Annotated in this window: 13 protein-coding genes; 4 read left to right on the plus strand and 9 right to left on the minus strand. The window is 70.8% G+C overall.

What is annotated here, in order from left to right:
• Positions 1-14 precede the first annotated feature (14 nt).
• Positions 15-2,909 carry a type I DNA topoisomerase gene (topA, locus tag DFI_RS09650; protein ID WP_027462956.1) on the minus strand — a complete coding sequence of 965 codons (2,895 nt, stop codon included), beginning with the start codon at positions 2,907-2,909 and terminating at the stop codon, positions 15-17.
• 342 nt (positions 2,910-3,251) lie between these two features.
• Between topA and DFI_RS09655 the strand changes: the two genes are divergently transcribed.
• Positions 3,252-3,821 (plus strand): YdcF family protein, encoded by a 570-nt coding sequence (locus DFI_RS09655; RefSeq protein ID WP_043778029.1) that lies wholly within the window; start codon positions 3,252-3,254, stop codon positions 3,819-3,821.
• Positions 3,822-3,874: 53 nt separating this feature from the next.
• Here the strand turns inward: DFI_RS09655 and murJ are convergent, their stop codons facing one another.
• From murJ to DFI_RS09670, 3 genes are all read right to left on the minus strand, one after another.
• The gene (gene murJ / locus DFI_RS09660) at positions 3,875-5,353 is read right to left on the minus strand and encodes a murein biosynthesis integral membrane protein MurJ (RefSeq protein ID WP_027462958.1); all 1,479 of its coding nucleotides are present in this window, start codon (positions 5,351-5,353) and stop codon (positions 3,875-3,877) included.
• A gap of 211 nt (positions 5,354-5,564) precedes the next feature.
• Positions 5,565-7,205: a phosphoglucomutase (alpha-D-glucose-1,6-bisphosphate-dependent) gene (gene pgm, locus DFI_RS09665; RefSeq protein WP_027462959.1), complete on the minus strand. Its 1,641-nt coding sequence runs from the start codon at positions 7,203-7,205 to the stop codon at positions 5,565-5,567.
• A gap of 284 nt (positions 7,206-7,489) precedes the next feature.
• Positions 7,490-11,476 (minus strand): beta strand repeat-containing protein, encoded by a 3,987-nt coding sequence (locus DFI_RS09670; RefSeq protein ID WP_155864550.1) that lies wholly within the window; start codon positions 11,474-11,476, stop codon positions 7,490-7,492.
• A gap of 668 nt (positions 11,477-12,144) precedes the next feature.
• Here DFI_RS09670 and glpX point away from each other — a divergent pair.
• Positions 12,145-13,149, plus strand: a complete 1,005-nt coding sequence (gene glpX / locus DFI_RS09675; protein ID WP_022801499.1) for a class II fructose-bisphosphatase — start codon at positions 12,145-12,147, stop codon at positions 13,147-13,149.
• A gap of 39 nt (positions 13,150-13,188) precedes the next feature.
• On the opposite strand, the gene DFI_RS09680 is transcribed toward glpX, so the two are convergent.
• From DFI_RS09680 to DFI_RS09690, 3 genes are read right to left on the minus strand one after another with little or no spacing between them, the layout of a single operon-like run.
• Positions 13,189-15,156 carry a serine/threonine-protein kinase gene (locus DFI_RS09680; protein WP_022801498.1) on the minus strand — a complete coding sequence of 656 codons (1,968 nt, stop codon included), beginning with the start codon at positions 15,154-15,156 and terminating at the stop codon, positions 13,189-13,191.
• A 39-nt stretch (positions 15,157-15,195) separates the two neighbouring features.
• On the minus strand, positions 15,196-16,362 hold the full coding sequence (locus DFI_RS09685) for a DUF885 domain-containing protein (protein WP_081425831.1): 1,167 nt from the start codon (positions 16,360-16,362) through the stop codon (positions 15,196-15,198).
• A 28-nt stretch (positions 16,363-16,390) separates the two neighbouring features.
• The gene (locus DFI_RS09690; RefSeq protein ID WP_051307755.1) at positions 16,391-16,954 is read right to left on the minus strand and encodes a 5-formyltetrahydrofolate cyclo-ligase; all 564 of its coding nucleotides are present in this window, start codon (positions 16,952-16,954) and stop codon (positions 16,391-16,393) included.
• 54 nt (positions 16,955-17,008) lie between these two features.
• Here DFI_RS09690 and nucS point away from each other — a divergent pair, with 54 nt between their 5' ends.
• Together nucS and DFI_RS09700 are read left to right on the plus strand one after the other, a co-directional pair.
• Positions 17,009-17,764 (plus strand): endonuclease NucS, encoded by a 756-nt coding sequence (nucS, locus tag DFI_RS09695; protein ID WP_027462963.1) that lies wholly within the window; start codon positions 17,009-17,011, stop codon positions 17,762-17,764.
• A 48-nt stretch (positions 17,765-17,812) separates the two neighbouring features.
• Positions 17,813-18,622: a GNAT family N-acetyltransferase gene (locus tag DFI_RS09700; RefSeq protein ID WP_027462964.1), complete on the plus strand. Its 810-nt coding sequence runs from the start codon at positions 17,813-17,815 to the stop codon at positions 18,620-18,622.
• Positions 18,623-18,634: 12 nt separating this feature from the next.
• Here DFI_RS09700 and hisIE read toward each other — a convergent pair whose 3' ends face one another.
• Positions 18,635-19,249 carry a bifunctional phosphoribosyl-AMP cyclohydrolase/phosphoribosyl-ATP diphosphatase HisIE gene (hisIE, locus tag DFI_RS09705; RefSeq protein WP_420810879.1) on the minus strand — a complete coding sequence of 205 codons (615 nt, stop codon included), beginning with the start codon at positions 19,247-19,249 and terminating at the stop codon, positions 18,635-18,637.
• Positions 19,250-19,284: 35 nt separating this feature from the next.
• On the minus strand, positions 19,285-20,064 hold the full coding sequence (gene hisF, locus DFI_RS09710) for an imidazole glycerol phosphate synthase subunit HisF (protein WP_027462966.1): 780 nt from the start codon (positions 20,062-20,064) through the stop codon (positions 19,285-19,287).
• Positions 20,065-20,117 lie beyond the last annotated feature (53 nt).

A 20,117-nucleotide genomic window follows, 5' to 3' on the forward strand; every position in this document is an offset into this window, starting at 1 on the left:
GCCAGGGAGGGGGATTACTCGCTGCGGGCGGCCTGGTTGAGCTTCTTGCTGGCCTGCAGGGCCATGCCCTTGGCCTTCTTCACGTCCAGGCCGAGGCCCGGGGCGACGTCCTCGACCTTCTCGCCGCGTTCGCGGGTGGCGGTCACCAGTTCGCGTTCCTGGGCGCTGAGGACGCCGAGGTGCGGCTTGAGTTCCGCCCAGGTGAGGGGCGTTTTTGCGGGTGCCTTGGCCTTCGCGGCAGGCTTTGAGGCAGGTTTCTTCGCGGCTGGTTTCTTGGGAGCGCCCGTCTTCGCACCGGGCTTGGCGGCCGTCTTCGCCGTCTTCGTGGCGGCGGGCTTCGCGGTGCGGGCCTTGCCGGGCTTCTTCTTGGGTTCCTTGCCGCGCTCCTCCAGGATTTCCAGGGCGCGTTCGGCGGTCAGGGTTTCGGGCGTCTCGCCTTTGCGCAGGGTGGCGTTGCGTTCCCCGTCGGTCAGGTACGGGCCGAAGCGGCCGTCCTTGAGCTGAATGCCGGCACGGCCCTCGTACTCGAAGGTCTTCAGCGGCCCGGCGGGCGCGTTGCGGGCGCGGAAGCGGGGCTGCATGAACAGCGCCTCGGCCTCGTGGATCCCGACGGTGAACAGATCCTCATGCGCGGTGAGGCTGCGGCTGTCGTTGCCGCGTTTGAGGTAAGGGCCGTACTTGCCGTTGTGCGCCCAGACCTCCTCGCCCTCGGAGACGCCCACCAGGCGCGGCAGGCTCAGGAGCTTCAGCGCGCGTTCCACGGTCAGGGTGTTCAGGTCGTCGCCGGGGAACAGGCTGGCGCTGCGCACCGGGGGGTTCTCCGCGCCCAGCGTCACGTACGGGCCATAACGGCCGGCGCGGGCGACCACGGGCTGCCCGGTGGCCTCGTCCGTGCCGATCACGCGGTCCCCGCTGGGGCGGCTCAGGAGTTCCTCGGCCTTCTCGGCGGTCAGTTCGTCCGGGACGAGATCCTCGGGGAGGTTGGCCTTGTCCTCGCCGCGCTGCATGTACGGCCCGTAGCGGCCCACGCGGACCTCGATGCCGGTGCCGTCCAGGCGGGGCACGTGGATGGTGGCGATCCCCCGGGCGTCGATCTCGCCCATCTGGCGTTCGATGGTGGGTTTCAGCGCGAGCCCCTGCCCGCCCTCACCCAGGTAGAAGCGGCGGAGGTACGGCACGCGGTGCTCGCGGCCGCCGGCGATCTCGTCGAGTTCCTCTTCCATGCGGGCGGTGAAGTCGTAGTCCACGAGGCGCCCGAAGTGGTGCTCCAGCAGGGCGGACGTGGCGAAGGCCGTCCAGGACGGCACCAGCGCCTGTCCTTTCTTCTGCGCGTACCCGCGGTCCTGGATGGTGCCCAGGATGCTGGCGTACGTGCTGGGGCGGCCGATCCCGGCGGCTTCCAGCGCCTGCACCAGCGAGGCCTCGGTGTAGCGGGCGGGGGGCTGCGTGTCGTGCCCCTCGGGTTTCACGGTTTCGGCACTGACGCGCTCGCCCTGCTTGAGGGGCGGCAGGGGCGTGTCGCGGTCTTCCAGAGCGGCGTTCGGGTCGTCGCTGCCTTCCACGTACGCACGCAGGAAGCCGGGGAAGTCGATGGTGCGGCCCGAGGCGCTCAGGCCCACGGCCTCCCCGCCCCGGGCCTGCCCGCCCAGGCGCACCCGCAGGCTGCGGCCGCGGGCGTCGGCCATCTGGGAGGCCACGGTGCGTTTCCAGATCAGGTCGTACAGACGCCACTCGTCGCCGCTCAGTTCGCCCCGCAGGCTGTCCGGGGTGCGGAAGGTGCTGCCGGCCGGGCGGATCGCCTCGTGGGCCTCCTGGGCGTTCTTGGCCTTCTTGGCGTACACGCGGGGCGTGGGGTGCAGGTAGCTGGGGCCGTACATCTGCGTGACCTGCGTGCGCGCCGCACTCAGGGCCTCTTCTGAGAGGTTGGTGCTGTCGGTGCGCATGTAGGTGATGTACCCGCCCTCGTACAGGCGCTGCGCGGCGCGCATGGTGCGGGTGGCGGCGAAGCCCAGCTTGCGGCTGCCTTCCTGTTGCAGCGTGGACGTGATGAAGGGCGGGTAGGGCCGCTGCGTGAAGGGCTTTTCCTCCGCGCTGGTGACGGTCAGGGCCTGCGCGGTGAGGCCGGCGGCCAGCGCCTGCGCCTCGGCTTCCGTCAGGAGGCGCACGCCCGCGCTGGGCTTGAGCTGCCCGGTCAGCGGGTCGAAGTCCTTCCCGACCGCGAGCTTCTGGCCGTTCACGTCCGTCAGGCGGGCCGGGAAGGGCTGCCCGTCGGCCGTCTTGGCGGTCACCAGCAGGTCCCACCACTGCGCGGACACGAAGCGCATGCGTTCCCGCTCACGCTCCACCAACATGCGCGTCGCCACCGACTGCACGCGGCCCGCACTCAGTTTCGGCGCGACCTTCTTCCACAGCACCGGGCTGACCTCGTACCCGTACAGGCGGTCCAGGGCCCGGCGGGCCTCCTGCGCCTCCACCAGGTCCCGGTCGATCTGGCGGGGGTTGGCGATGGCCTGCTGAATGGCGTCCTTGGTGATCTCGTGGAACACCATGCGCTTGACCGGCACCTTCGGTTTGAGTTCCTGGAACAGGTGCCAGGCGATGCTCTCCCCTTCGCGGTCATCGTCGGTCGCGAGGATGACCTCGTCGGCCTCCTGGGCCATCTTGCGGAGTTTCGCCACGTGCTGGCGCTTGTCCGGGGAGACGACGTAGAGCGGCTGGAAGTCGTTGTCCACGTCGAGGCCCAGGCGGGCCCAGGCCTGCCCCTTGTACTTCTCGGGGATGTCCGAGGCACTTTTGGGCAGGTCACGGATGTGCCCGATGGACGATTCCACCCGGTACCCCTTCCCGAGGTACTTCTCGATGGTGCGCGCTTTGGCGGGGGATTCGACGATCACGAGCGTGTTGGGCATGACTTCAGGGCACTCCGTGTGCAGCAGGAAAGAGGCGGGAACAGGGGATTACGTACAGAACCGAAACTTGCGGCTGAGGGTAGCACAGGCCTCCGAGCCCTCCTGTCCCCACCACGACACTCCTGTCCGCCCCGGACGAGGACGGCGTTCGTGCGTCGCCAGCGGGAAAAGAAGGTCATAGGCGAGGCTACTGCCCCGCACCGCCAGCCTGAGAGACGGAAACTCAGTCGGGAAGCCCGGGTGGGCGCGCCTGGGGCCGCAACTGGCCCGCCTCCCTCCTGCCCGGGATGGCGGGCGAAGTTCACCACACTCTTCATTTTTTCTTCATGCTACGGTGCACCCATGACCACGCGGGGCGCCGCCCTCCCCTTCCTGCTGCCTGTCCTGCTGGGGGTCCTGGCCGCCTGCACGTGGCTCCTGGCCCGCCCGCACGTGGCCGCCGGCCCCACCCACCCCACGCTGGTCGTGCTGGGCGCCGCACAGTACAGCGGCCGACCCAGCCCCGCCTTCAAACGCCGCCTGGACCACGCCCTGAGCGTCTACCGCGCGGGCGGCGTCCAGACCATCGTGGTGACCGGCGGCCGGCAACCCGGCGACCCCTACACCGAAGGCGAGGTCGGCGCCGCGTACCTGCGCGCGCGCGGCGTGCCCAAGTCCGCCCTGATCGCCGAGGCGCGCAGCCGCACCACCGCCGAGAACCTGCGCGGCGCCCGCGTGCTGCTCCCGCCCGGCACGCCGGTCACGTTGATCACCGACGAGGCCCACGCCCCGCGCGCGCTGGTGCTGGCCCGCGCCCTGGGGCTCACCGCCAACGCCAACCCCAGCCCGCTGAGCCGCAACCCGGACCTGCGGTACCTGCTGCGCGAGAAGTTCGCCCTGCTGGGCTACACGCTGCTGGGCCTGCGCGGATAACCGAATAGAGGAAGGCGCCCGGGAATTCCTCCCGGGCGCCCCCTTCACTTCCCTCAGCGCTTCAGGCGCCGCAGCACGCCGTTCACTTCCGGCAGCCGCAGGATCACCGCCAGCACCAGGTACGTGCCCAGCCCCAGCGTGCCCGCCACCGCCAGTCCCGCCACACCCGGCAGGATGAATCCCGGCTGGAACGGCAGCAGGTTCACGGCGATCCAGGAGACCACCCCGGCAATCGCGGCCAGCCCGGTCACGCGCAGCAGATGCCCCAGCACCTCCCGGCCGGGGAAACCCAGGGCAGCGCGGTACCGCCAGACGAGCGCCAGGGCCATCAGGGTGCCGCTGATGGCGGTGCTCAGCCCGAAGCCCCGGAAGCCCAGCCGCGGCACCAGCAGGTGATAGAAGGCGACCTCCACCACGAACCCGATGGCGCTGATGGTCACGGCCTCCCGTGTGCGTTCCCGGGCGTAGAAGGTGCGCAGCAGCAGCGTGACGACCGCCCAGGGCAGCAGCGCCAGCGCCCAGCCCTGCAGGATGCCGGTGGCGGCCGCGAAGCGCGCGAGGTCGTAGTTCGGGCTGAGGTTGATCACGCTGACGGCGTAGGGAGCTAGGGCGAGCAGCAGGGCGCTCATGGGGGCGGTCAGGAAGGTGGTGGTGCGCAGGCCCTGTGCGGTCAGGGTGCGGAAGGCCGTCCAGTTCTTCTCGGCGGCGTGCTGCGCGAAGCGGGGGAACATCGCCATGACGGGCGACACCACGAACAGGCCGTTCACGGTGGTGAACAGCGCCTCGGCCACGCCGTACCCGGCGCTGGTCCCCGCCCCGAAGCCCAGGGCGCGGTTGGTGAGCATGTTCTGCACCACCAGGTTCAGGAACTGCCGCGCGCCGGCGGTCATGGTGAAGGGCGCCATCTGCCGCAGCACCCGCCCGACCGCCGGGTGTCCGCTCAGGCCGGGGGCAGGCAGCAGCCCGAAGCGGCGCAGGGCGGGGAGTTGCACGAGCAGCTGCGCCACCCCGCCGATCAGCCACCCGAACGCCAGCCAGGTGGCCGTCTTGGGAAGCAGCAGCAGGGCCACGATGGACGCGATATTGAAGGCCACCGGCGCGAAGCTGCTCTCCCTGAAGTGCTCGTCGGCGTTCAGCACGCCCATGGCGATGCTGGACAGGCTGATCAGCATCAGGAACGGCATGACCAGCTGCGTCATGTACGTGGCGACCTCACGGTCCACGTTGCTGTCCGCGGCGATGAAGGCCTCCACGATCCACGGCGCGGCCAGGATGCCGACCGCCAGCAGGATCAGGTTCACGGCGATCAGCAGGCCGCTGAACGCCGAGGCCATCCGGCGGCGGTCCTCGGCGTTCAGGGACTTGTACACCGGAATGAAGGAATTGACGAGCGCGCCCTCGGCGAGCAGTTCCCTCAGGAGGTTTGGCACGCGGATGGCGACCATGAAGGCGTCCAGCAGGGTGTTGTCCGCCAGGTTCAGCACCTGCGTGCGCACGATGCCCGACAGGCGTGACGCGAGCGTCCCCGCCATCACGATCAGGGTGTTCGCCCGCAGACTCCGGCCTTTCGGTGCCGCAGGCGCAGGTTGCGCCGGGCCGAGGTGCGGGGCGGGGTCCGGTTCGGCCGGGACCGCGCCCGTCACGGCCGGGTCCGGGAACTCCAGGTCGATCTCGGGCAGGGGAGCGGGGGCACCGGAACGCGCGTCGGTCACGGCAGAGACTGTAGCGCGTCCGCTGGAGTGCTCAGCTCAGGCCACTCTGCGCCAGGGCCGCGCCCACCACCTCCCGCGCCTCCCGCATGACCTGCTGCAGGTGCTCCGGCCCGCGGAAACTCTCGGCATAGATCTTGTAGATGTCCTCCGTGCCGCTGGGGCGCGCCGCGAACCACGCCTGTTCGGTCGTGACCTTCAGCCCGCCGATCGCCTCACCGTTCCCGGGCGCGCGGGTGAGTTTCGCGGTGATCGGGTCGCCGCCCAGCGTGGTCGCCGTGACCTGCTCCGGCGAGAGGTTCGCCAGCACCTTCTTCTGCTCCGCGCTGGCCGGGGCGTCCTGCCGGTCGTAGGCCGTCTGGCCGTACCGCTCACTCAGATCCGCGAAGCGCTCCCCGGGCGTCTTCCCGGTGCGGGCGGTCATCTCGGCGGCCAGCAGGCCCGGGATGATGCCGTCCTTGTCGGTGCTCCACGCCTCCCCGTTCAGCCGCAGGAAGCTCGCCCCGGCGGACTCCTCCCCACCGAAGCCCAGCGTGCCGGTCAGCAGGCCGTCCACGAAGTACTTGAAGCCCACCGGCACCTCCACCAGCGGCCGGCCGATCCCGGCGGCCACCCGGTCGATGAGGGCGCTGCTCACCAGCGTCTTCCCCACCCCGGCACGCTCGCTCCAGCCGGGGCGGTGCTGGAACAGGTACTCGATCATGACCGCCAGGTAATGGTTCGGGTTGAGCAGGCCGCCGGCGGTCACGATGCCGTGCCGGTCGGCGTCCGGGTCGTTGCCGATGGCGACGTCGAAGTCGCCCTTCAGGTCCAGCAGGCCCGCCATGGCGTACGGACTGGAGCAGTCCATGCGGATCTTGCCGTCCTTGTCCACCCGCATGAACGCGAACCGCGGGTCGATGTCGTCGTTCACGATCTTCAGGTTCAGGTCGTAGCGCGCCTGGATCGCCTGCCACACCGGGAGGCTGCTGCCGCCCAGCGGGTCCACGCCGATGCGCACGCCCGACTGCCTCACGGCGTCCAGGTCGATCACCTGCGGCAGCTGCTCCACGTACGGCGTGATGAAATCGAACGGTTCGAGTTCGTTCATGGCGTCTTCCAGGCTGACGCGCCGCACCTCCCGCAGTTCACCCTCCAGGATGGCGTTCGCGCGGGTCTGAATGGCGCCCGTGACGTCCGTGTCGGCCGGGCCGCCGCTCGGCGGGTTGTACTTGAACCCGCCGTCCTGCGGGGGGTTGTGGCTGGGCGTGATCACGATGCCGTCCGCGCGCTCCGCGCCCGAGCGGTTGAATTCCAGGATCGCGTGGCTGACCAGCGGCGTGGGCGTGAACACGCCCGGCTGCACCCGCACCCGCACCCCGTTACCGACCAGCACCTGCAACGCACTCATCCACGCCGGTTCGGACAGGGCGTGCGTGTCCAGACCCATGTACAGCGGCCCGGTAATACCCACCGCCGCGCGGTGCTCCGCGACGGCCTGAGCGACCGCCATGATGTGCCACTCGTTGAACGTGCCGTTCAGGCTGGTGCCGCGGTGCCCGCTCGTGCCGAAACTCACCCGCTGGGCTGGGTCGTGCACGTCCGGCCGCGTCTCGTAGTAGTGCGCCACCAGCCGGGGCACGTTCACCAGGAGGGACTGCGGGGCGGGCTGGCCGGCCAGTTGGTGCAGCGTCATAGCCCCGAGTGTACGTGGAAGGCGTGTGCGGCGCCGTTCAGGGTTTCCTATGAACCGCCCCCACGTGTAGCCTGAAGCCGTGCGGGAACTCCTGAGGGACCTCTGGCGACTGATCAAACTCGTGGCAGGCATCGTGGCCCTGCCCCTGCTGGCCTGGGCGCTGCTCGTCTGGACCGGCGTGCTGAAGTAAACGCCGAAAGTCACAGAGCCAACAAAGATCCCCGCCCTCCAGCGGAGAGCGCCAGGAAAGCGCTCTGCTGGAGGGCAGGGAGAATGAGCTGCGCTCAGCGGCGAAGAATCGTGGTCAGGCTGGTGGTGGTATTACCGGCGTTGTCCTCGACGATCAGCTTGATCTGCATGCCGACCATGAGGGTCTTGGTGGTGTAGCTGAAGCTGGTGCCGGTCAGGGAGCCAGTCACGTCCCTGCGTTTCACGACGCCGTTCTCGGTGTACTCCAGGGTCACCTTGCGGACCCCGGCGACCGCGCCCACTGGCGCGAGGTCCGTAATGCTGGCAGTGATACCCACGTTGCCGCTGCGGCCCTTGCCGACGGCCCGCAGGTTGGAGATCGTGGGGGCCAGGTAATCGTTGGCAGTCACATCAAAGCTCTGCGACTGCGTTTCCAAGTTCCCAGCGGCGTCGTAAGCACGGACCGTGAGGGTGTTCTGGCCCGCGATCAGGCCGCTCAGCGTCTGGTCGAAGGTCACGGTCTGGCTGGCCGTGATGGTCAGGTCCGTCTCAGGACCGCCGTTCAGGCTGGAGGTGACGCGGGTCACGCCGACGAGGTCGGTGACTTCACCGGTCAGGCGGAGAGTCGTGCGCGTCGTGGCGGGATCCACGAGTTCGATGGACACGCGGGTGAAGGTCGGGGCGCCCGTATCTGCCGCCGTGACCGTCAGCGTCTTGGTGCTCGTATGCCCGAGAGCGTCCGTGGCGGTCAGGACGATGCTGTTCGGGCCGTCCTGTAAGTTGGGCACAGTCAGGTTCAGGGCCAGCGAGGCGGCGGGCGTGATCGCGGCGTCCACCGGCTGGGCGCCGTTCAGGGCGTAGGTCAGGCTCTGGACCTGTGTGCTGGGGTCACCGATGATGCCGGTGATCAGGGCATCGGAGCCGCCGTCAACGGTAACAACGCTGGCGGAGAGGTCGGAGCTGAAGGTGGGGGCGTCGGCATCCACGTTCACGTCGAGGCTGGCAGCGCTGAAATTGCCGGCGCGGTCACGGACGGTCCCCTGGGCCTGGCCGCTGGCCTTGAGGGTCTGCGGCGCGGAGCAGTCGGCCACACCCGACAGGGCATCGTCGCACGCGAATGTGACGGTAACGCTGTCTTTGTACCACCCGCTCCACTCGGGGGCGCGGTCGGCGGTGGCGGTGATCGTGGGGGCCACGGTGTCGATGCGGGCCGAGGCGGTCACGGTGCGGGTGTTGCCCACGTTGTCCGTGATGACACGGGTCACCTGGACCGGTTCAGTGCTGTTGGGGGCGTCGGCGCTGACGGTCAGGTCGAAGTCGGCGTCGGCGGCGTCGCTCAGGCCGGACAGGGCGTCGGTGGCCGTGAAGTGCGCGGTGAAGGGCGTGTTGCGCCACTCGGTGTCGCTCTGGTCCGCGCCGGCTTCAGGGGCGGTGCGGTCGGCGGTGAAGGTCGCGGTCTTCTCGGTGCTGTTGCCGTTGTCGTCGCTGGCGGTCACGGTCAGGGTGTAGCTGCCTTCCGCAAGGTTGCTCAGGTCGAGGCCGAAGGTGCCGTCGCCCTTCACGGTCACGGTGCCGGACCCGGTCGCCTGGCCGCTGAGGGCGTAGGTGACCGTGACGGGGCTGGCGTCGCTGACCGTGCCGGTGACGCTCACGCTGCCGGCGTTGAAGGCCGCGGTCGCCTGCAGGTCCAGGCTGGGGGCGGTGAGGTCGCCGTAGCGGGCGATGCTGAAGCTCCGGGAGACCGGTGCGGAGACGTTGCCGGCCGCGTCACCGACCTTGACCCACACGGTGTAGTTGCCCGCGCCCAGCACGCCGCTGGCGGGCACGATGAAGGTGCTGCCGGTGGCCTGCAGCCAGGTCACGCCGTCGAGGCTGTACCACAGCGTGTTCTCACTCACGCCGCCCACCGTCACCGTCGCACTCCCGTTCTGGTTGTCCACCACACCGATGCTTCCGGCGTCCACGCCGGGCGCGGTCTGGTCCACTGTCACGCTGGTCTGGGCGGTCTGCACGTTGCCGTTGTTGTCCTCGGCGGTCACGGTCAGGGTGTACACGCCGTCGGTCAGGCCGGACAGGTCGATGCTGAAGGTGCCGCCGGTGACGGTCACGCCTGTGACGACGCTGGCCGCGCCGCCGTCCTTGCTGACGGTGTAGCTCACGCCCTTCACGCCACCCTCGTCGCTGACCGTGCCGGTCACGGTGGCACTGACGGCGTTTGTCAGCTGCGCGGGCTGGAGAGCGAGGGTCGGGGCGGTGAGGTCGCCGTAGCGGGCGATGCTGAAGCTCCGGGAGACCGGTGCGGAGACGTTGCCGGCCGCGTCGCCGACCTTGACCCACACGGTGTAGTTGCCCGCGCCCAGCACGCCGCTGGCGGGCACGGTGAAGGTGCTGCCGGTGGCCTGCAGCCAGGTCACGCCGTCGAGGCTGTACCACAGCGTGTTCTCACCCACGCCGCCCACCGTCACCGTCGCGCTCCCGTTCTGGTTGTCGGTGACGGTCACGTCGCCGGCCTGGAGGCTGGGGGCCGTCTGGTCCACCGTGACGGTGGTGGTCTTCTCGGTGCTGTTGCCGTTGCTGTCCCGGGCGGTCACGGTCAGGGTGTACACGCCGTCGGTCAGGCTGCTCAGGTTGATGCTGAAGGTGCCGTCGGCGTTCACGGTGACGGTGCCGGAGCCCGTCGCCTGGCCGCTGAGGGCGTAGGTGACCGTGACGGGGCTGGCGTCGTTGACGGTGCCGGTCACGTTCACGCTGCTGGCGTTCGTCAGTTGCACGCCCTGGAGGGTCAGGACCGGCGCGGTGAGGTCACCGTAGGGCGCGATGGTGAAGTCGTACTTCACGGCCGCCGAGACGTTGCCGGCGGCGTCGGTGGCGCGGACCCAGACGCTGTGCGTGCCGGCCGCGTACGTGCCCACCGTGAAGGCGAAGGGAGAGCTGCCGGTGACGGTCTGGAAGGTCGCGCCGTCGGTGCTGTAGGAGACGGACGCGGCGTCCGGCGCCACGACCCGGACCGCGGCGCTGCCGTTCTGGTTGTCGGTGACGGTCACGTCGCCCGCGCTGACGCTGGGGGCGGTGCGGTCCACGGTCAGGCGAACGGTCTGGGGAGCGGTCTGGTTGCCGGCGTTGTCCTGCGCGGTGACGGTCACGGCGTACAGACCGTCGGTCAGGCCGCTCAGGTCCAGGCTGTAGCCGGAGCCGCTGAGGGTGGCGGCGGCGGGCGCCGTGGCGGGGCCGCCGTCCTTGCTGACCGTGTAGGTCACGTTCTTGACGCCGCCCTCGTCGCTCACGCTGCCGCTGAGGGTGTAGTGGTCAGCGTTCGTGAGCTGGTCGGCGGGAACGGTCAGGGTGGGGGCCTTGGTGTCGGTGGGGGGCTTGACCGGGGCGGTGTAGGTGACGGCCAGGGTCTTGGGCGTGGCGTTGCTGCTGGTGTCGTAGGCCGTGACCACGATTTCGTTGTTGCCCTCGGCCAGGCCGGGCACCTTGAAGTCCAGGGTGATCGTCTTGGCGGCGGTCACGCCGGTCAGGGTGGTTTCCGCGCCGCCGTTGAGCTTGTAGGTGACGCGCTGAACCTGAACGTTGTCGCTGGCGGTCCCGGTGATGTGGGCGCTGTCCGTGCTGACGGCGCTCGCCTCGGCCTTGACGGACAGGACGGGCGCGTTCTCGGGAATGTTGGTTTCGGCGGTGCAGTTCAGGGTGACGGGCAGCTGCTTGCTGATCGCGCCGTCCTTGCTCATCAGGGTCAGGGTGGCGGCGTAGGTGTCGGCGTAGGGCTGGCAGGTGACGTTGACGGTCACGGACTTCGTTTCGCCGGCCTTGGCGGTGCCGCTGGCGTCCGCTCCGCTGAAGTTCAGCCAGCCGCTGGCCTTGCCGGTGGGATAGCTGACCGACACGGTGTAGTCAAGGTCGCTGCCGCCGCCGTTCTTGAATTCAAACGTGCCGGTGGTGGTGCTGCCGACGGTGGCACTGGCGTTCACACCGGTGGCGGTGAGCTCGATCGAGCCGGGAGTGGGGGCGGGGTTGCCGCCGCAGGCCGCGAGGGTGAGCGCCAGAGTGAGCCCGGCCATCATACGAGTAATGTTCTTCACGACACTCTCCTATGGGGCCGGGCTCACCACTGGCTCCCCCTGCCCTGAGGTGACCGTGTACTGAGGCAGGAATCATCGCTTCCCAAGTGAAATTGTTAACTCTTTTTGGAGTTGGCCCCAGGGTCGTTTCACGGATATTTCACACTTCTTACATCCCCCTTCCCCCAATCAGGGGCGGGGGGAGGGGGGTTGCAGGAAGTGTTCTCCCGCGCTAGCCGGCCTTTCGGAGGACAGCCCCATGTGGGACACGTGTCGGCGCAGTCGTGAAGTTCACCACATTCGAATATGAGATTCCTCACCTTCGCAGGAGTTCGCACCTCCCGACCTTTGTAAAAAATCTCACTCTACGTGCAACCCACGGGAGAAAAATGAACTGCGTCAAAACACGCCAAGACGACTGACCTGAGGAAAATTAAGCCTCATGAGGCTTCCATGGCAGTTGCCGGGTTGTGGTGCAACCCAATGTGCCCTCAGACCGACTGATTCGCCTTCTGCTCTTTGAAATCAGTTTGAAAAGGCCACCTGTGTCAGCTCGGGCCCTCCTATGCGTACCGGCCTTACAGCGATGCCGGACGCTTGCATAGGCTCAGGACTCGGACTGCCTGAAGCTCCGCGCTGGAATCGCTCCCAGCGCGGAAGAGGGCCTGGGGGCGTGTTAGGTTCAGGGCATGACGGTGAAACGGCAGGCGAGTGGCGGGCAGGACCAGAATTTTGAGCACGCTTTGGTGCTGGAAACGGCGCGGGTCACCGAGGGGGCCGCGCTGGCCGCCAGCCGCGTGATGGGCATGGGCGACAAGATCGCCGTGGACGGCGCCGGCACCGAGGCCATGCGCGCCCTGCTGAACTCCCTGGACATCCGCGGCCGCGTGGTGATCGGCGAGGGCGAGATGGACGAGGCGCCCATGCTGTACATCGGCGAGGAGCTCGGCACCGGCCAGTATGAGGTGGACATCGCCGTGGACCCCGTGGAGGGCACCACCGTGACCGCCAAGGGCCTCCCGAACGGCATCGCCGTGATTGCGCTGTCCGAGCGCGGCGGGCTGATGCACGCGCCCGACTGCTACATGGACAAGCTGATCGTCCCGCCGCCCGCGGCCGGCCGCGTGAACCTGGACTGGCCGGTGGAGGCGAACGTAGCCGCACTCGCGCAGGCGCTGGAGCGTGACGTGGACGACCTGCTGATCACCATCCTGGACCGCGAGCGGCACGCCGACCTGATCCGCCGCGTGCGGCAGACGGGCGCCCGCGTGAAGCTCATCGGGGACGGCGACGTGATCGCCGGGCTGGCCGTGGGCGTGCGCGGCAGTGGCGTGCACGCCCTGATGGGCTCGGGTGGCGCGCCGGAGGGTGTGCTGAGCGCCGCGGCGTGCAAGTGCCTGGGCGCGGAGATTCAGGGCCGTTTCATCGCGGAGAACGACGAGCAGCGCGAACGGTTCGCGAAGATGGGCGTGGACGAGCGCCGGATCTACCGGACAGATGAACTCGCGCCCGGCAAGCAGATGGTGTTCAGCGCGACCGGCATCACGTACGGCGAGCTGCTGAACGGCGTGCGGCGCTTCGCGGGCGGGGCGCGCACGCACACGCTGGTGATGGGGTACGCCACGCGCGTGGTGCGTTTCATCGACTCGATCCACCTGGAAGAGGACCACGCCCGCGTGACCATCCGCGTCTGACCGGCCGCCCGTTGCCCTGAACTGGCGGAAAGGCCTGGTTCAGGGCAGTGGAGAGATGTCCGTCTGCGCGTCCGGCGGCATGTTGCGGTAGGCGCGCAGCGTGCCGTTCATGAACGCCACGTACAGCGTCCCGTCCGCGGCCAGTGGGGTCGCCTGCACCCCCTGCCGTTCGGTGCGCACCCAGCGGGGCGCGCCGGTGTGCGCGTCCAGCGCGACCAGTTCCCCGTCCTCGGAGGCCAGGAACACCAGCCCCGCGCTGATCACCGGGCTGGCCGTCACGCGGCCCTGCAGGCGGTGCGTCCAGACGTCCTCGCCGTCCGCGAGGCGCAGGGCCCGCACCGTGCCGCCCCACCCGGCCAGGATCGCCAGGCCGCCCGCGTGCGGCGTGAGGGCCGGGGAGGCCCACACCTCGTCCTCCAGGTCGTACGTCCAGCGGGTGGGCTCCGCGCCCTTGAGCTGCACCCGCCCGCCCTCCACCGTGAGGCCCAGGGCGTGCACCTCGCCTTCCCAGGTGGCGACGACCAGGGTCGCCTCGCCCATGTCGGTGGGCAGCAGGGCGGGCGTGCCGTGCACGGTGCCGACCTCCGCCTTCCACAGTGGCGTGCCGGTGCGGGCGTCCAGGGCGTGCAGCCAGCCGCTCTCGTCGCAGATCAGGGCGGCGTTCGCCCAGATGATCGGGCTGGCCGCCACCGGGCCACCTGCGCGGTAGGCCCACTGCAGGGCGCCGGTGCGGGCGTCCAGGGCGTGCAGGTGCCCGTCGCGGCTGGCGGCCAGCACCCGCCCGGCCCACAGGGTGGGCGCGCCCGTGAGTTCCGCGCGGGCCTGATAGGTCCACTGCACGGCGCCGGTGTTCAGGTCCACGCGGCGCAGCGTGCCGTCCCAGGCGCCGAAGTACACGTGGCTGTTGTGGAAGGTGGCGGGCGCGGTCACCTCGTCGCGGGCGGCGTACGTGGCGAACGGCCGGCCGGACGCGTGCGTGAGGACGAGCTGCCCGCCTCGCGTGCCGACGCAGATCAGGTCGTTTTCGCCCATCACGGCGGCCGGCCAGGTGACCTCGCCGGGCAGCGGCACGCTCCAGGCCTCGCGCAGGTGCGTGACGCGCGCCGGGCCGTCGGCCTGTTCGCCCGTGCGGGTGCGGCCCCCGCGGTACTGCCCGCGGGCGTGGCAGGCCCACAGGTCCCGGCGGGCGAGCGCCCAGAGGTGCGCGGCGGCCGCGCCGCTCTCCGGGCGGTGCTCCGGCTGCTTGGACAGCAGGGCCAGCAGCACCCGCGCGACCGCGTCCGGCACGGCCGGGTTCACGTCACGGGGGTCGGGGACGCGTTCGTACACGTGCTGGTACAGCACGCTCTGGTCGCTGTCCCCGATGAAGGGCGGCACGCCGCACGCCACGCGGTACAGCACGGCGCCCAGCGCGTACAGGTCGCTGAGCGGCCCCACGCCGGCGCCGCGCGCCTGTTCGGGCGCCATGTAGGCCGGGGTGCCCAGCGTCACGCCGCTGCGCGTGAGGTGCCGCGTGAACTCGGTGAGGGCCACCAGCCCGAAATCCATGATGCGGGGCACGCCCGCGCCGTCCAGCAGCACGTTCCCGGGGGTGAGGTCGCGGTGCGTGACGCCCTGCGCGTGCACGTAGTGCAGCGCCCGGAACGCGAACGCCGCGGCCGTCAGGAAGCGCGCCAGGGGCGCCGGGGCGTCCTCCAGCGGCCCGAGGGCGGTGATGGGCCCGCCGGTCATGAGCGGCATGGTGAAAAAGGGGGTGCCGCTCCCCTGCTCCTGGCCCAGGTCCAGCACGCTGATCACGCCCGGGTGCGCCATGCGCGCCAGGGTCCGCGCCTCGCGCAGGAAGCGCGCCCGGTCCGAGTCGGCCGAGTGCGCGTGCATGAGTTTGACCGCCACCTCGCGGTCCACCACCTGGTCGTGGGCGCGGAACACGCGGGCGCTGCCGCCCTCGCCGAGCAGGGCCAGCAGGTCGTACCGTCCGGAAAGTGTCGTGCCTACGTCAAGCGGCATGCCAGCGCGAGTGTAGCGCGGCCCGCCCCACGGCCCCGCTTACCCGCGCAGCTGTCCGGGCGTGACCGGTTCGCGCAGCAGGCGGCGGAAGCCGGCCGTGCCCTCGCGGTCGAGGACGCCCTTCACGAGTTCCGCGCCGACGGGGTACGTGAAGATGTAGGCGCGCAGGGTGGGCTGGGTGATGAATTCCAGGCTCTTGCGGGCGCGGGCGTCGTCCACGCCGCCGTAGTGCCTCAGGAAGTCCAGCACCTCCGCCTCGGGGTGGCCGTCCTCGAACAGGCGCATGGCGGCCTCGGCGTTCACGCCCTTGAGGTTGGCCTGCAGTTCGTTCACGGTCAGCATGGCCTGCACGTCCTGCGGGTCCAGGCCGGCGACGCGGGCGAGGTCGCCGGTCAGCCAGTCGCGTTCCTCCTCGCGGGTCATCAGGGTGCGCAGGGCGTTCACGGCGACGCCCTCCGAGACCACGCACTCGGGGGCGTTCAGGAGCTGCAGGTGGTGTTCCTGCCAGCCGAGTTCCCGCACCAGCCGGGCTTCCTTGGTCGCGTGCTCGGTGTGGTGCCCCGGGTAACCCTCGTGCGCGAGCAGGTCGGGCAGGCCGGTGAGCGCCACGGGGAGGTCGGTGTTCAGCTCGATCAGGCTTTTCAGGTTCCCGAGCGGCCAGTTGTACCCGCCCCAGGGCTTGTCGGTGACGAGGCGGATCTGGAAGTCCTCACCGTCCGGCAGGCCGAAGGCGGCCTGCGTGCGGGTGCGGAGCTCCACCAGGATGGGCTCGGCCACGCGCAGCAGGTCGCTCACGGGCACGGTCACGCAGTCGCGCAGGGCGCTGCGGCGCTGTTCCAGGGTGCCGGCGCCGGGCAGGGCGGCGTCCATGGCCTGCAAGGAGGCGTCCAGCGCGGCGAGGTCGGCGCGGGTGGGTTCGATGTCGTACAGGTCCCGCACTTCCTGCGCGTACGGCACGGCCTCGCCGGCGATGATGCGGGCCACGGTGTGCATCGCGCGGGCCTGCGCGGCCAGCCACTCGCGGCGCTCGGGTTCCGCGACGTCCTGCACGCGGGCCTGAAGGTCGGCGGCCTCGCGGATCAGGTCGGCGGCGGGGCGCGGGGTGCGGTCCGCCCAGGCGTCAGGGCCGGCGTACCCGTCGATGAATCCGGGGCGGTGGGCGTCCAGGGCGTGCGCGAGGCGCGCGTACCGTTCGGCGATCTGCATGCCCGGCAGCATACGGCCCGCCCAGGGATCAGTGGGTGGGGCGCACTCCGGTCTCGGTGGCGAGGTGGGAGGCGCGCACGTCGTGCGGTTCGGTGGGCAGGGCGGGCACGAGCAGCGCCGCCGGACACACCCCGACGATCAGGCCCGCGTACCCGGGCAGCAGCCGGTCGTAGAAGCCGCCGCCGTACCCCAGGCGCACGCCCGTGTGGTCGAAGGCGAGGGCGGGGAGCAGAACGGCGTCCACGGACGCCAGCGGCACGCGGGGCGCGGTGGCGGGCGGCTGGAGCATCCCGAAGGCGCTCTGCTCCGTGGCGGTGTCCCAGGGGTGCAGGGTGAGGTGCCGCTCGGGCCGGTAGCGGGTGCGGGTGGTCAGCAGCTCGAACCCGGTGTCCAGCGCCGACACGTCCGGTTCGCCGGGCATGGCGCGGTACGCCAGCACCCGCCGCACGCCGCGACCGGCCAGGAAGGGCCGCAGGTGCGCCACGACCGCCGCCGACACGTCCGGCAGCGGCGCCCGGGTCTGGCGGGCCCAGACGCGCCAGGTATCCTTCGGGGCGGTCACGGCCGGCGGCGGGGAGTGCGGGAGGCTCATGGGGCCAGTATCGCCCAGCGCTGCCCGGCGGCGCGGTCCGGTATGCTCCGGCGCGTGCTGCGTGCCGTGCTGACCCACCCCACCCCCGCCGAACTGCTGGCCTTCCTGCGGGAGCACGTCCATGCCGGCGGCGTGACCCTGCACCTGGCGGGGGAACTGGAGGTCATGTACGCGGGCCGGGCGGCCAGCATGGCCGAGGCCGGGGACCGGTTCGTGATCGTCAAGGCCGACGGGTCCTTGCAGGTGCACGGCCCGCGCGGCGTGAAACCCGTGAACTGGCAGCCGAGAACGGACTTCCTGCAGGCGGACCTGGAGGACGGGTGCGTGCTGCTGCACGCCGAGCGCCGCAGCCCGGCCGAGGTGGTGCGGGTGCGGGTGCTGAGCTGCGCGCTGGTCAGCGCCCTGACCCTCACGGACGACGCGCTGTTCCTGCTGCAGGGCACGGAAGCGCAGATGCAGGAGGCCCTGGCCCGCCACCCGGAGGTGATCGAGCCGGGCTTGACCGTGCTGGACCGGGAGCTGCTGATCGGGGTGGGCGGCCTGGACCTGTACGCCCGGGACGCGCAGGGGCGGTACGTGATCGTGGAACTCAAGCGCGGCAAGGCCGGGCACGAGGCCGTGCACCAGCTCAGCCGCTACGTGGGCGCCGTGCAGCCGCAGGTGCCGGGCGTGGTGCGCGGGATTCTGGCCGCGCCGGACATCACCACCCCGGCCCTGCGGGCCCTGGAGGCGGCCGGGCTGGAGTTCCGGCGCATCGAGGCGCTGCCGCAGGTGCAGGAGGAGGCGCTTCAGCCGCTGCTGTTCCAGTAGGCCAGGGAACGTATTGCCGCGGCCGGGGCCGGGTTCAACAATGCCCTCATGCCCTCCCTGGACATCCGGCCCTTCACCCCGGGCGACGTGATCGCCCTGTCCGCCTGGACCGGCACGCCTGCAGCCGCCCTGCGTGAGGACGCCGAGGGGCGGGAGGGGTGGCTGGCCTGGGACGGGGCCGCCGTGGTGGGCGCCCTGTTTCCGTGGCGTTCGCCGGACGGCCGGGTCAGGCTGTTCTTCGAGCGGTGCCGGCAGGACGCCTGGGCCCCGCTGCTGGCGCAGGTGCCCGGCCCGGCCGTGACGACCGTCCGGGACGCCACGCCGCAGGCGGTGCTGGAGGACCTGGGGTTCCGCCCGGCCCGCACGGACCGGCTGTACGAGCTGCCCGCCCGGCCCCACGACGTGCCTCTGCCGGCCGGCGTGGAGGTGCTCAGCGCCGCCGACGTGCCCCCGGTGGAGGTCATGGCCCTGGACACCCGGTTGCGGGACGAGGTGCCCGGCACGGACGGCTGGACGGCCGCGCCCGACTGGTTCCTGGAGGAGAACCACCACTCGCCGTACTTCGACCCGGAGTGTTACCTGATCGCCCGGGCCGGAGCGGAAAATGTGGGCCTGATCCGCGTGTGGAACGGGCCGCGCCCCCGGCCCCGGCTGGGCCTGGTGGGGGTCCTGCCCGGGTGGCGGGGCCAGGGCCTGGCCGCGGCCCTGCTCGCCCGGGTCCTGACCGTGTGGGCGGTGCGTGGGGCCGACCGGGTGACCGCCGAGGTGGATGCCGGGAACGCGGCGTCACGGGCGCTGATGGCGCGCTTTGGCGGGATGGTCGTGGGCACCGAGACGGAACTGGTGCGGGAAGCCTAGGCCAGGGCGGGCTTAACCGACTTCCTTGGGGCCCTTCAGGCCGGTCCTGCCCTCGCGCGCCTGGAGCACGGCGGCCACGTCGCCGGGGGTGACGCCCAGTTCCGCCAGCGCGAACAGGGAGTGGAAGAACAGGTCGGCGGCCTCGGTGGCGAGTTCGGCGCGGTCCTCGTTCTTCGCGGCGAGCAGCACCTCACCGGCCTCCTCGCTGATCTTCTTCAGGACGCGGTCCAAGCCGCCGGCGTGCAGCCGGGCCACGTAACTCTGCTCCGGCAGGGTGGCGAGACGCTCAGTGATCGTGGCGTACACGCGCTCCAGGGTGCCGTCCAGGCCCGGGTCGGGCAGCGTGCCCTCCAGCAGCGGCGCGTGGAAGCAGCTGTACTCGCCGGTGTGGCAGGCGGGGCCGGCCTGAATGACGCGGTACAGCAGGCTGTCGCCGTCGCAGTCGGTGTGCACGCTCACGACCTGCTGGGTGTGGCCGCTGGTCTGGCCCTTCACCCACTGCGCCTGCCGGGAGCGGCTGTAGTACGTGGCCTCGCGGGTGGCGAGGGTGCGGTCCAGGGCGGCGCGGTCGGCGTAGGCCTGCATCAGCACGGCGCCGGTGCGGGCGTCCTGGGTCACGACGGGCATCAGGCCGTTCTCGGGCCAGGTCAGGGTGTCGGGGTTCACTGTTCTCTCCATTCGGGCCGCACGGGGAGGCCCTCGGCAGCCAGGTAGGCCTTCACCTGCGGGACGGTCAGCTCGCCGAAGTGGAACACGCTGGCGGCCAGGGCGGCGTCGGCCTCGCCGGTGGTGAGCACGTCGCGGAAGTCCTGCAGTTTCCCGGCGCCGCCGGAGGCGATCACGGGGATGTCCACGGCGCGGGACACGGCGCGGGTGGCGTGCAGGTCGAAGCCGGCGCGGGTGCCGTCGGCATCCATGACGTTCAGGCAGATCTCGCCGGCGCCGAGCGCCTGCCCGCGGGTGGCCCATTCGATCAGGTCCAGGCCGGTGTCCACGCGGCCGCCGGCGCGGTGCACGGTCCAGCCCTCGCCGCCGGGGCGGCGCTTGGCGTCGATGCTGAGCATCACGCACTGCGCGCCGTAGTGGTCGCTGGCCTCGCGGATCAGCTCGGGGCGGGTCAGGGCCCCGCTGTTCACGCTGATCTTGTCCGCGCCGGCGTGCAGCAGCTGCCGGAAGTCCGTGAGGGCATTGATGCCGCCGCCGATGGTGAGGGGCATCATGACCTGCTCGGCGACCTGCACGGCCACGTCCAGCATCAGGCTGCGGCCCTCGTGGGTGGCGGTGATGTCGTAGAACACGAGTTCGTCGGCCTGCTGGACCTCGTACGCGCGGGCGAGGGTGAGGGGATCGCCGGCGTCGCGGTGGTCCTCGAAGAACCGCACGTTCTTCACCACGCGCCCGTTCTGCACGTCCAGGCAGGGAATGATGCGCCGCGTCAACACGCCCGGCAGTCTACGGGCACCGCGGCCCCGGACCCCCGGCACGGCTAGGGCAG

Source organism: Deinococcus ficus (assembly GCF_003444775.1).
Lineage (GTDB): Bacteria > Deinococcota > Deinococci > Deinococcales > Deinococcaceae > Deinococcus > Deinococcus ficus.